Below are 12109 nucleotides of genomic sequence, written 5' to 3' on the forward strand. Positions count from 1 at the left end.
CTCGAATGAGTATAAGAGTCTGGAGAAAGGAAAAGTATATATCTTAGTACCTAAAAGATAGTATACGAGGAAATAAACGGTATGAAAAAGGGGAAGGTATACGAGGGAATCATTGAGTCAGTGGATTTCCCGAATAAAGGAAAGGTATTCCTACCTGAAGAAGATAAATATGTAATTGTGAAAAATGGAGTCCCGGGGCAGAAAGTGCGTCTGTCAGTAAATAAGATCCGAAAGGGCAAGGCAGAGGGGAAATTGCTGGAGGTTCTGGAACCATCACCGCTAGAGACAGAACCGGCATGTCCTCATTTCGGACAGTGTGGGGGATGTGCTTACCAGAATCTGCCTTATGAAGAGCAGATTCGGATGAAAGAGCGTCAGATCAAGGCTATGATGGATGAGGCGGTTGACGGAGAGTATGTGTGGGAAGGTGTAAAGCCAAGCCCGGTGAAAAACGGATACCGGAATAAGATGGAATTTTCTTTTGGAGATGAATATAAGGATGGTCCACTGGCACTTGGGATGCATAAGCGTGGAAGTTTCCATGATATTGTGAATGTATCGGAATGCCGGATTGTAGATGAGGATTATCGAAAAGTGCTGTCATGCACTTTGGAATATGCCAAAGAGACAGGACTTTCATATTATCATAGAATGCGCCATAATGGATTCTTCCGCCACTTGTTGGTGAGAAAAGCAGTAAAGACGGGGGAGATATTGATTGATCTGGTGACAACGACGGAGTATGACTTTTCGGCAGATTTTCATGGAGAACAATGGACCAGGAGACTTCTGGCATTGGAACTTGACGGAAAGATAGCCGGAATACTGCATACACATAATGATAGTGTGGCAGATGTGGTGAAAGATGAAGGAACAGATATCCTGTATGGACAGGATTATTTCTATGAGGAACTTCTGGGGCTTCGGTTCAAGATTACGCCATTTTCTTTCTTCCAGACCAATTCTCTGGGAGCGGAAGTGTTGTATGAGACGGCAAGAGAGTATATTGGCGAGACGAAGGATAAGGTAATCTTCGACCTCTACAGCGGTACGGGAACCATTGCACAGATTCTGGCACCGGTTGCGAAGAAAGTCGTGGGCGTGGAGATCGTGGAAGAGGCCGTGGAAGCAGCGAGAGAGAATGCCCAATTAAATGGGTTGTCGAATTGTACTTTCTGGTCAGGGGATGTGCTTAAAGTGATTGATGAACTGGGCGAAGTGCCAGATCTGATCGTGCTGGATCCGCCGAGGGATGGGGTACATCCGAAGGCATTGGAGAAGATTACGAATTTTGGTGTGGAGAAGATGGTGTATATTGCTTGTAAGCCTACCAGCCTGGCAAGGGATCTGGAGATGCTGCAGGGGAGAGGGTATCGTGTGGAACGGATGGGGTGCGTGGATCTCTTTCCGGGGACGGTGCATGTCGAAACAGTCTGTCTGCTGACACAAAATCTTGCATAATAGATGCGAGAAAATATGTAAAAAGTACAAGATGTTGTGGTCTGTGGAAACATATAATTTGGCAAAACTAAGTGCAAAGAAGCCCGTAAATAAGGGAGATTTAGGGGGATGCGGTTTTGCAAAATTGTTAATACTGGCTATGTGGAGCAGTCGTTTGGCTGTCGAGAAAAGCCCGGTAAATCAAAGACTTCCGCAACTTTGGGGTAAAAATGGATGTGTGTTTCTGTTTCCGCAGAATGACAATGCGGAAACTGATTTACCCCAGGGGATAGAAATTTGGGAACGGGTGATATACATTTTGGCAAAAGGGATACTTTTTCGCAAAAGAGAAACAGTAAAAACGTATGAATATGGTACTGTAAAACAAAACGCTGGAGCATGGAGATTTTCCATGTACCAGCGGTTTGCTGCTGACTCAGCCTATCGCAGCAGTGGCATACTGCCTGTGAGCTTGTTGACCTTTTTCTTAGGGCCTACTGGATAGATGCACTTGGATGTGGTATATTGTAAGCAATCAAAATAGTAGTGGTACGGCATGGAGGAACAGCAGAATCCATTAATTTTGAGTGGGAGCAGCAAATTTAGAAGTCTGAAGGAGAAAATATAAAGTGAATATAAATGATAAGAGAACAGATATTGAGGCTGTTATAACAAGTTATAATCAAGGCTCTATGATTCTTGAAGCAGTACAGTCGTTGTGTAACCAAACGTTAATACCTGAAAAAATTATTATCGTGGATGATGGTTCGACAGATGAATACTCTCTGAACATATTGAACGAAATTGAAAAAAATACGGATTTACTAATTCCGGTAGTGATACATTATCAAGAAAATGGTGGTGTATCATCTGCAAGAAATGCCGGAATTAAAAAATCACAGGCATCAATGCTGTTAATCCTTGATGGAGATGATAAGATTGAACCTACATACATTGAATATGTCAGTAATTTACTTTGTGACAATCCATCGATGGTTGCGGCTTCATCTTGGATGCATACTTTTGGAGTTTTAGATGCGGTGGTTCGCCCTACTGGTGGAAATATAGTACCATTTTTATCGCACAATTGCTGTCCGGCAACGCATATTCTTCGTAGAGAAGTTTACGAACAATGTGGCGGTTATGATGAGTCCATGCGTTCTGGATTTGAGGATTGGGATTTCTTTTTAAGTATGTTAGAAACTGCACCAGAAGCAAACATTGGAATGGTCGAAAAACCGTTGATTAACTATCGTACAGCACCTGCCTCAGCTAATGTAAAAAGTATGAATAAGCGGCTTGAACTTATGCGTTATATTACTAAAAAGCATATCAATAGTTATTGCGCGCATATTTCAGATGTATTGTTAGATATTGAAGCAATATCTAATTCGAGATTATATGGATGGGAGAACGAGATTATTCATTCAATAACACGTTATCAAGATTTGAGTGAATCATCAAAAGATTTTATAAAAAACCCGTCATACGGTGATGGAGGAATGGCTTCTGCAGTTCGAATTATGTCAATTAATAAGTAGATATACAACCACTAGGTTGCACGGATTGAAAATCCAGCATCTAAATAGGCCAATGATTATACACAACATCAATGCCACGGAGATACTGATCAGAACTAGATAGTCGACCGCAGATATGGTATGCTATAAGCAATCAAACTGGTGGAGGTACGGGCATGGAAGAACAGCAGAATTCATTGACTTATGAAATCATCAAAGCGGCGGTTGCTGGAGAAAGATGGGCAACAGAAAAAGTCATTGCACACTACGATTCTTATATTGAAGAACTCGCCACGGTAAAAGAAAGGCAGCCGGACGGCAGTGTGAGAACCTATGTGGACGAGGATATGAAACAATCCATTATTCTGAACCTGCTGGAGAAGATACCAGACTTTCCTTTGGAGAAAACGGAGAGGATAGCAGAAGAGGAAACAAATGAGGGGATATAACATTGGCGTATAGTGGTGTCTGATTTCACGAAGTATCGGGCTTGAAAACGGTTCGAGGGTACATTATGTGGTAGAAAAGTCCGAAATAAGCCCTATATGTGGGAAAAATCCAGCTCATGCAGAAATCAGAGTACATAAAATTTGTGTGTTTCATGGACGAACGGTTCATACTCATGGAAAAATAACAGGGTGGGGTAAACTTCTTAAAAAGAAGCCCCCACCTTTTCGCATAACTAAGAGGGTGTCAGAACTTTTCCGCAAAAGAGGATTTGAGTGGCTATTCTGATACTGTCGTTGAGAAATTTGCAAAACTACGGTATAATGCTATATGGAAATTTTACAAGATGAGGTAGTTTGAGTGAAAAAGATATTGGTTGTTGAAGATGATTTAGCTCTAAGTGCGGGGTTATGTTTTGAATTAGATACTTGCGGCTATTTGACGGTGGCTGCTTATAACTGTCAAAAAACACAGCAGCTTTTGAAAAGTGAACATTTTGATCTGATGATTTTGGATGTGAATCTTCCTGATGGCAATGGATTTAATCTTTGCCGGGAAGTAAAGGCAATTATACCAAATTTGCCGGTTATTTTCCTAACCGCTAATGATTTGGAGCGGGATGAACTAAAGGGGTTTGAGCTTGGTGCAGAAGATTATATAACTAAACCATTTAATATTCAAATTCTAAAGCGCCGTGTGGAAGTTGCATTACGGCGAGGAACCTCCACTTCAAAGGCTACGGCCGATTGTTATGATGATGGATTCTTGCATCTGGATTTTAGTGCGCTGACTGCTATCAGGAATGGCGAAAAGCTGGCAATTACCCCAAATGAATATAAAATGCTGCGGCTTTTGACTTCCAACGCCGGAAACATTGTGACGCGGCAAATCCTGTTGGAAAAGCTATGGGATTGTGACGGGAACTATATTGACGATCATACCCTTACCGTAACCATGAACCGGCTGCGGGCAAAAATTGAAGAAGCAGGCCATTCCTATATCCAGACAGTCAGAGGAATGGGTTATGTTTGGACAGGGGCAAAGGTATGAAAAAGACAACATTCAAACGGTTCCCGGTGAAAACCGTTTTAGCTGTTATGGCGATTGTGCTTATTCTTTTGGGGGTGGTGTGGAACTACATTCCCCCGATTGGAATACGGATTATTTTATTGGTGTTCGGCGCAATTATGTTTGTATTGGTGTGCCTGTGGAGCCGATGCCAGCAGCGGCAACAATCAGAGTTTGCGAATGATATTTGCGAAACTGTGGATGCACTGATGGATGGGCGAGAGCCGGAAAATTACAATCCATACGAAGATTCTCAGACATCCAAAGTACAAAGTAAACTCCTGCAATATTATGACCGTATGCGGGAGGGGCAGCGGCAAAGTGAGCAGGATAAGCAGACAATTCAGGAATTAGTCAGCGACATATCCCATCAGGTGAAAACACCCATTGCAAATATTCAGATGTTCACGAACATTTTACAGCAGCACCAGTTATCCGATGAAAAGCGGAATGAATTTCTTGCTACTATGTCCGCACAAATCAATAAACTGGATTTCCTGATGCAGTCCCTTATTAAAATGTCACGTCTGGAAACGGGGACATTTACTCTGCACATGGAATCCGGCAGTCTATATAATACGATTGCACAAGCAGTCAATAGTATTTGGGCAAAGGCAGGCCAGAAGAACATTCAGATTGATGTGGGATGTGATACCCATGTGACCGTCAAACACGATTCCAAATGGACAGTCGAAGCGTTAAGCAACATCTTGGACAATGCCGTAAAATATACGCCGGAGGGCGGAAATATCCGTGTGAGTGTCCGTCCGTGGCAGTTTTATACCCGGATAGATATTTCAGATACAGGAATAGGGATTGCCCCGGAGCATTATAATGATGTGTTTCAGCGATTTTTCCGGGCGCAGGAAGTGGCTTCTATGGAGGGAGTTGGACTCGGCCTGTATTTAGCTCGTGGCATTATTACCCGGCAAAAAGGTTATATCAGTGTAAAATCAGAAATCGGAAAAGGGACGACTTTCTCTGTGTGTCTTTTGAATTAGCCTTACGCTGCTTCCTGTAAAATCAAGTGAGGATTGAACAATGGATATAGTAACGATACATAATCTAAAAAAAAATTTTGGGAAAGGTTTCCGTCTGGTAAAAGCATTGGACGGTATCGACCTTTCCATCGAGAAAGGCAAGTTCACCGTTATCATTGGGGCCTCCGGTTCTGGAAAAACTACTCTTATGAATATGATCGGCGGGCTGTATGAACCAACCGAGGGAACTGTTATTGTTGACGGCATCAATCTGGCAGAACTGACCGAAGAACAATTAACTGTTTTCCGGCGCAGAAAAGTGGGATTTGTCTTTCAGGACTACAATCTGGTGCCTGAATTGACGATAAAGGAAAATATTTTATTTCCTCTGTCATTGGACGATTCCCGGCCAGATGAAGTATTCTTTTCAGAGATTGTAGACCTTTTAGGGCTGAATGAAAAATTAGACGCCTACCCCTATATGCTCTCAGGCGGAGGTCAACAATGTACTGCCATTGCGCGGGCTTTAATCACAAAACCAGCCATTATTTTAGCTGATGAACCAACCGGGAGCTTTGATGTAAAGACCAGCCAGAATGTAGCGGGCCTGTTAAAAATGACTACGGAAACCTTTCATCAAACTCTGATCATGATAACGCATAATTTAGAGCTTGCCCAACTTGCTGATTGTGTGGTACGCCTGCAAGACGGACGGATTGTGGAGTAAGTACCACGTTGCCAGCGCCCTGACGAGAAATTGGGGCGCTTTCTTTTGGGAAAATTGAATGGTACAAAAATGTACCTTTACTGTACCTTAATTGTAACATTGAGGTGTTATGATTTTATCAGCAAGAAGCTCAGGAGGTAATCCCCATGAAAGAGATGTTAAGAACCCTTGCCCGGCGCAGCTTTGCCACAAGCAGGGTACGAAACTTAATCGCGGTACTGGCAATCGCCCTTACTGCTGTTCTTTTTACTTCTGTTACTACTATCGGTTTGGGATTTATGGAATCCCTGACCCTTACCATGCAGATACAGAAAGGCAGCAGCTCGGACGGCGATTTTCGGAACATGACCGCAGAACAGTTTGAAGCCTTACAACAGGCCGATTTTGTAGATCAGGCTGGTTTGCGGATGCCGGTAGGGTTTTTAAGCAATACCAACCGGCACAATATTGAATTTGATGTGGTAGATCAGACACAGGCTGACTTGACCTTTTGCAGCCCCAGCCACGGCGAAATGCCGGAGGCCGCAAACGAAATTGTTACTTCTGACCGGGCCTTAATTGATTTGGGAGCAGAGCTGAAAATTGGTGCGGAGGTAACGATTGAGTTTACCGCACATGGACAGGAATACAGTTTGCCGATGGTGGTGTCGGGCTGGTACGAAGCTACCAATGAACAGACAAGTATGATGATTGCCGGAACCGCTTTCCTGGATGAATACCCGGCCATTTTTGAATATACCTACGATAAGGACGCTGAAATAGCCGGAACATATTGGTCTGACTTTACGGCAACAAGCACAGTGGGCTTACAAGAGAAAATGCAGGACTTTTCGCGTGATGTAGGAGGGAACCCGGAAGACGTGGCCGCTTCCAACTATCTTCCCGCTGTCATTAACACCATGACCAATCCGACAGCAGACCCCAGCCTGATCTTCATGGCAGTTGTATTCATCGTTCTGTTTATTTTCTGCGGTTATCTGTTGATCTATAACGTGTTTGACATTGCCGTAATGCAGGAAATCCGCCGGTACGGGCTTTACCGCACCATTGGAATGAGCAAACGCCAGGTGAAAAAGCTGATTAACCGGCAGGCTTTGTGGTTGTCATGCATTGGTATTCCGATTGGCCTGATTATTGGATTTTTCATTGGAAAGGCAGCTTTGCCCAAAGTAATGACATTTTTAGCAGTTTCCTATACCAATATTGTATCGGAAGTTTCACCGTCCCCTCTCATTTTTCTTGGTGCAACCGTGTTGTCTGCGCTGACGGTATTTTTAAGTACGAGAAAGCCTGTGCGTGTAGCGGCAAATATTTCCCCTATCGAGGCATTTCGTTATGTGGAAAGCAACACAGGCAAACGGACTTCCAAAAAAAGCAGCCTGGGCGCAAGTATTCCCCGCCTTGCCTGGTCAAACCTTGGACGTAACGGACGTCGCACTTTTTTCATTATGGTGTCACTCATGCTGTGTATTGTGCTACTCAACTGTATAGGGACAGCCGCTAATAGTATGGACATAGAAAAAGAAGTGGCCCTGATGATACGAAGTGATTTTGCCGTGGTAAATGCTGACAGCACCAACGGACAAAAAGGATTTTCCCTGCGGGAACAGGCACTTTCACAGCAAACGGTTGAGGATATTGCGGCGCAGCCGGGCGTGATCGACGGAAGCCTTGTTTACAAAAATACTCTTGAAGATACCAATGTGACCTTTGATTGGGGGGCAGAATTTATCGAAATCGAACAATCCCCAAATTCCGGCTTGATGGAGGGCATGACAGCTAATTATTTGTTCTATAACCTTGGCGACGATGGGAACCCGATCTGTAATGTGTATGGCATGGAAGAAACTGCGATTGCCCGTATGGTTATAGAAGATGGGGAAACAGACGCGCATACTCTCTATGAAAAGATGCAGAATGGCGAGGGCGTGTTACTGGGCGTTCAAGTTGACTACCAGACAATGCAGATTGATAAAAGCTCCGACTTCGACTTTCTGAATGTTGGAGATGTCATTACCGTTTATAAAAACGGGGAGCCTGTAATGGAATTGCCCATTCTGGCAAAGGCGGCAAGAAACGGGGATGATGCAGAAATCGGCATTACTGCTAACGGCCCCTTGACAGTCGGCGGAGATGGACTGTTCCTCTATCTGCCTACCAGCATTTATAAAGAATTGTACGATGAACCCGTGGCCTACAAATATGCCTTTAATGTGGAAGAAAGTCAAAGAGAAAGCATGACCGCTTTTCTGAATGACTATATGAAAAACGTAGACACCAGCATCAATTATCTGTCTGCTGATTCTGCTAGAGAAAACGCAGAGGGAACCCGCACCATGATTAAGTTTGTCGGCGGTCTTGTTGGCATTATATTTGGGATTGCCGGTGTACTGAACCTGATTAACATGGTGATTACTACAATTCTGACAAGGCGGCATGAATTTGCAACGATGCAGAGCATTGGCATGACAAACCGGCAGCTTACCAAAATGATGATATTTGAGGGAACCTATTATGCGGCGGGGGCCTGCTTATTCGGGCTTGTCCTGGCTACGATCCTGAACCTTACGCTTGTAAAGAGCATTGTCGGGAGCATTTGGTACTTTACGTTCCGCTTTACCTTACTTCCTGCGCTCATTGTTTCCGTTGTCCTTTTGGTTGTAGGCGCTATTGTGCCAGTTCTGGCGCTTAAATTCTTCAACAAGGGTAGCATCGTGGAGCAACTGCGTATAGCGGAATAACGGTCTATACAGAAACAATCCAAAAACATTCCCATTAAGGAGGACATTTCTATGGAAAGCATCTTAAAGGCAACCGGTCTTAAAAAATATTATGGCAATGGCGACACCATGGTAAAGGCCCTGGACGGCGTTGATCTGGAAATTGAGCGCGGCAAATTCACCGCCATTATCGGCACTTCCGGCAGCGGCAAATCCACCCTGCTTAATATGCTGGGCGGCCTTGATACTCCCACTGAGGGAAGTATCAAAATCGGCAATACAGAACTTGCAAAGCTGAACAGCGAACAGGCTACGATCTTCCGGCGTAAACAAATCGGCTTTATCTTTCAGAACTACAATCTGGTGCCGGTGTTGACTGTTTGGGAAAACATTGTATTTCCTCTTTCTCTGGACGGGCAAAAGCCTGATAAGCAGTTTATTATGCAGATCGTGAAGCTGCTGGGGCTGGACAGTAAGTTGGACAGTCTGCCGAACAATCTTTCCGGCGGCCAGCAGCAGCGCGTGGCGATTGCCCGCGCCCTGGCTTCAAAACCGTCCATCATTCTGGCCGATGAGCCCACCGGCAATCTGGATTCAAAAACCAGTGATGATGTGATCGGCCTGCTAAAAATGACAAGCAAGGAATTTCACCAGACTATTGTAATGATTACACATAACCCGGAGATCGCGCAAATGGCAGACTACATTGTGCGTATTGAAGATGGAAAAATCGTTGCGTGATAGTGGAGTTAAAATAGAAATAGTGATGAGGAAGATTGCTCCCTCCGGGAGCGTTTCAGAAACCGTCCTGGTTTCACTGCCAGGTGCAGAATCCCAGGAAGCCACCCATAGTTCCGATATCCTCATCTTCCCCGACTTGGAAATCAGCATCAACGAACAGACTGTCTACCAAAATAACCATCCCGTCCGCCTCACCCACCATGAGTTTTTTACCTTGCTTTACCTAGCCCAAAACCCATCTTGGGTTCTTTTAAAAGAGCAGATATACGAAGCGGTCTGGAAAGCGGACCCGGAGCATTGCGGGGCGGCGGTGGCGAATGTGGTGTATTCGCTCAGACGGAAGATCGGAGATAGGTACATAGAAACGGTGGTTGGGAGCGGGTATCGGTTTGTGGGGTAGTATAATAGACAGGAAGTAGTAGCCTTTTGGGGGCAATGCTTCCTGTTCTTTTTTAATTTATATTTTACTATATGTAAGAAATATGTTATACTGAAAGACAGAAATTTTGGGAAGGCGGTGAGCAGGTGGGAAAGAGTAAATACACATTTGATAGCAAGATCCATATATATCGAGCAACTAAGCGTATGACGCAGCAGGAGCTTGCCGATTTGGTTGGTGTATCACGGCAAACCATTATGCAACTTGAACGAAACCGCTATAATCCGTCTATGTTGTTGGCATACAGTATCGCAAAGGTATTTGATGTTACAATCGAAGATTTATTCGATTTCAAGGAGGAATAGCTATGCAGACATTTTATGAGTTCATCTGGAACTTGTTCAATAATAAAATGCTTTTCATTGTGGGCGCTTGGGCAGGGATACCACTTACCCTTATATTGCTTATTATGTTTGCCCGAAAGAAAAATCGAGATGAGCGAGGATGGAAAATTATAGGTAAAGCCAGCATCATTTCTTTTATTTACCTTATATTAGTGGTAAATCTTTTAGCAAAAATTTTGGGATATGTGGTAGATACCCATGAAGTACACTATCTTTTTGTAGGAAACGCAATTCAGTGGTTTTATGATACCGTGATAATAGTCGAAATCGTTGCTATGTTGATTTTAAGAAAAATTGAATAACCTCACTTATTCCGAATGTGAATCCATCCCTCCCACGATCATACAACCAGGTCAGACCTGTTAATGGCAGGACTGACCTAAATTTTTGTTTCAAAAAGTATGAAATAGTTGACATTATACAAGAAATAAATTATAATAGCGGTGTCGAGAAGGAGGTGATAATATGGTCGGAACGGTTATCGAGAGTATCATAATTTTTGCCGCGATAGTTTCTTCTTATTTGCTTTTGAAGAAAAATCCATCAAAGGCACGCAAAACATTTGCAATTTCCTTTGTGCTTGCATTTGCTGTTATTATTGCATTTGCTCTTGCACAGCTTAGTGTACAATTCAAGTTGCTGGAAATTGCGTTGTCTTATTCTCCAATAGAGGTTCTTGTGCTTATGGCAGTTGTTTATTGGATTGCCTTCGTGTCAGCAAAAGGAACACTTTTTGACAAAATAATCGGAGAATAAGGTTCTAAGGTCTAATATAATGAGGTGGGGATCTTATTTTGAAAACGAACAGGAAAAAATATAGGCGCATGGACTGTTCGGGAAAGGAGCATTAAGTAATGTCTAAAGATCGCTTTATAGAAAGTTATTCACAGGGGACAACGAATGTTCGGAAGATTATCGTTGATACAAAGACGGGCGTCAATTATTTATTAGCCTCATCTTCTATGACGGCGGGCTGCGGGATGACTGTTTTGGTGGATAAAGACGGTAAACCAGTCGTTACTCCTATCGTTTCTGATAATTAAGAATTTACTAGAAGGGCAGCCAGACACAGTGTCTGACTGTTCTCTTCCTCGTATCCTAGTGAATTCGGAATAATAGCTGCTGTAATTTTGGGAATTGATGCGTGTAAAATATGGGCTTCTAAAAGTACATAAAGATAATTTTGAATAGATGGTGATGCAATATAGGAAAAGTAATGGTACTGACATTTTCAAACTCTGAAGAACACGTTATAAATAAAATTCTCACGGCAGTGGAAGGTGAGCCGACAATGGAACATATCGCAAATCGTCACACACCATCTGTACTCACCTTCCCCAACCTGCAAATCCGCATCAACGAACAGACCGTTTACCACGATAACCACCCCGTTCCGTTTACCCACCATGAGTTCTTTACCTTGCTCTACATGGCATCCCACCCATCCTGGGTTCTTTCAAAAGAGCAGATCTACGAAGCGGTCTGGAAAGCGGACCCGGAGCATTGCGGGGCGGCGGTGGCGAATGTAGTGTGTTCGTTGAGAAAGAAGATCGGAGATGGATACATAGAAACTATAGTTGGAAGCGGGTATCGGTTTGTCGGTGTGGGAGAATAATAGCAGAGGCGGCTGCTCCTTGTGTTGGAGTGGCTGGCCTCTGCCTCTTTCTTATCAGAAAGTTTAAA

At 43.6% G+C, this 12109-nt stretch carries 15 protein-coding genes; all 15 read left to right on the top strand.

From position 1 onward, the window contains the following. Positions 1-81 precede the first annotated feature (81 nt). The gene (gene rlmD, locus ACQRBN_RS02640; RefSeq protein WP_427737388.1) at positions 82-1461 is read left to right on the top strand and encodes a 23S rRNA (uracil(1939)-C(5))-methyltransferase RlmD; all 1380 of its coding nucleotides are present in this window, start codon (positions 82-84) and stop codon (positions 1459-1461) included. Between the two features lie 58 nt (positions 1462-1519). Next, the gene (locus tag ACQRBN_RS02645) at positions 1520-1945 is read left to right on the top strand and encodes a hypothetical protein (RefSeq protein ID WP_427737389.1); all 426 of its coding nucleotides are present in this window, start codon (positions 1520-1522) and stop codon (positions 1943-1945) included. A 124-nt stretch (positions 1946-2069) separates the two neighbouring features. Next, on the top strand, positions 2070-2981 hold the full coding sequence (locus ACQRBN_RS02650) for a glycosyltransferase family A protein (protein ID WP_427737390.1): 912 nt from the start codon (positions 2070-2072) through the stop codon (positions 2979-2981). A 155-nt stretch (positions 2982-3136) separates the two neighbouring features. Next, positions 3137-3409: a helix-turn-helix domain-containing protein gene (locus ACQRBN_RS02655; RefSeq protein WP_427737391.1), complete on the top strand. Its 273-nt coding sequence runs from the start codon at positions 3137-3139 to the stop codon at positions 3407-3409. 358 nt (positions 3410-3767) lie between these two features. After that, positions 3768-4457, top strand: coding sequence for a response regulator transcription factor (locus tag ACQRBN_RS02660; protein WP_427737392.1), 690 nt, complete (start codon positions 3768-3770; stop codon positions 4455-4457). Beyond that, positions 4454-5476, top strand: a complete 1023-nt coding sequence (locus ACQRBN_RS02665) for a sensor histidine kinase (RefSeq protein ID WP_427737393.1) — start codon at positions 4454-4456, stop codon at positions 5474-5476. Before ACQRBN_RS02660 ends, ACQRBN_RS02665 begins: the two co-directional genes overlap by 4 nt. Before the next feature lie 40 nt (positions 5477-5516). Then, positions 5517-6182 (top strand): ABC transporter ATP-binding protein, encoded by a 666-nt coding sequence (locus ACQRBN_RS02670; protein WP_427737394.1) that lies wholly within the window; start codon positions 5517-5519, stop codon positions 6180-6182. Between the two features lie 146 nt (positions 6183-6328). Further along, on the top strand, positions 6329-8923 hold the full coding sequence (locus tag ACQRBN_RS02675) for an ABC transporter permease (protein ID WP_427737395.1): 2595 nt from the start codon (positions 6329-6331) through the stop codon (positions 8921-8923). A 51-nt stretch (positions 8924-8974) separates the two neighbouring features. Then, positions 8975-9643: an ABC transporter ATP-binding protein gene (locus ACQRBN_RS02680; protein ID WP_427737396.1), complete on the top strand. Its 669-nt coding sequence runs from the start codon at positions 8975-8977 to the stop codon at positions 9641-9643. A gap of 214 nt (positions 9644-9857) precedes the next feature. Further along, positions 9858-10043, top strand: coding sequence for a winged helix-turn-helix domain-containing protein (locus ACQRBN_RS02685; protein WP_427737397.1), 186 nt, complete (start codon positions 9858-9860; stop codon positions 10041-10043). A 125-nt stretch (positions 10044-10168) separates the two neighbouring features. Further along, positions 10169-10387, top strand: coding sequence for a helix-turn-helix transcriptional regulator (locus ACQRBN_RS02690; RefSeq protein WP_216697211.1), 219 nt, complete (start codon positions 10169-10171; stop codon positions 10385-10387). A 2-nt stretch (positions 10388-10389) separates the two neighbouring features. Beyond that, positions 10390-10728, top strand: coding sequence for an ABC transporter permease (locus ACQRBN_RS02695; RefSeq protein ID WP_427737398.1), 339 nt, complete (start codon positions 10390-10392; stop codon positions 10726-10728). Positions 10729-10891: 163 nt separating this feature from the next. Further along, complete coding sequence (locus tag ACQRBN_RS02700; protein ID WP_427737399.1) at positions 10892-11182, top strand: hypothetical protein; 291 nt, start codon at positions 10892-10894, stop codon at positions 11180-11182. A 98-nt stretch (positions 11183-11280) separates the two neighbouring features. Next, positions 11281-11469, top strand: coding sequence for a DUF6440 family protein (locus ACQRBN_RS02705; RefSeq protein WP_216697208.1), 189 nt, complete (start codon positions 11281-11283; stop codon positions 11467-11469). Between the two features lie 248 nt (positions 11470-11717). Then, a complete protein-coding gene (locus ACQRBN_RS02710) occupies positions 11718-12041 on the top strand; it encodes a winged helix-turn-helix domain-containing protein (RefSeq protein ID WP_427737400.1) in 324 nt (107 codons plus the stop codon). Positions 12042-12109 lie beyond the last annotated feature (68 nt).

Origin of the sequence: Bariatricus sp. SGI.154 (assembly GCF_050313795.1) — a bacterium.
In the GTDB taxonomy this organism is placed as follows: domain Bacteria; phylum Bacillota; class Clostridia; order Lachnospirales; family Lachnospiraceae; genus CAMBRQ01.

Coding starts and splice junctions, on each gene's coding strand:
- ACQRBN_RS02655 (WP_427737391.1), top strand. CDS start 3,137: ATGGAAGAACAGCAGAATTCATTGACTTATGAAATCATCAAAGCGGCG.
- rlmD (WP_427737388.1), top strand. CDS start 82: ATGAAAAAGGGGAAGGTATACGAGGGAATCATTGAGTCAGTGGATTTC.
- ACQRBN_RS02670 (WP_427737394.1), top strand. CDS start 5,517: ATGGATATAGTAACGATACATAATCTAAAAAAAAATTTTGGGAAAGGT.
- ACQRBN_RS02710 (WP_427737400.1), top strand. CDS start 11,718: ATGGAACATATCGCAAATCGTCACACACCATCTGTACTCACCTTCCCC.
- ACQRBN_RS02665 (WP_427737393.1), top strand. CDS start 4,454: ATGAAAAAGACAACATTCAAACGGTTCCCGGTGAAAACCGTTTTAGCT.
- ACQRBN_RS02700 (WP_427737399.1), top strand. CDS start 10,892: ATGGTCGGAACGGTTATCGAGAGTATCATAATTTTTGCCGCGATAGTT.
- ACQRBN_RS02695 (WP_427737398.1), top strand. CDS start 10,390: ATGCAGACATTTTATGAGTTCATCTGGAACTTGTTCAATAATAAAATG.
- ACQRBN_RS02675 (WP_427737395.1), top strand. CDS start 6,329: ATGAAAGAGATGTTAAGAACCCTTGCCCGGCGCAGCTTTGCCACAAGC.
- ACQRBN_RS02705 (WP_216697208.1), top strand. CDS start 11,281: ATGTCTAAAGATCGCTTTATAGAAAGTTATTCACAGGGGACAACGAAT.
- ACQRBN_RS02680 (WP_427737396.1), top strand. CDS start 8,975: ATGGAAAGCATCTTAAAGGCAACCGGTCTTAAAAAATATTATGGCAAT.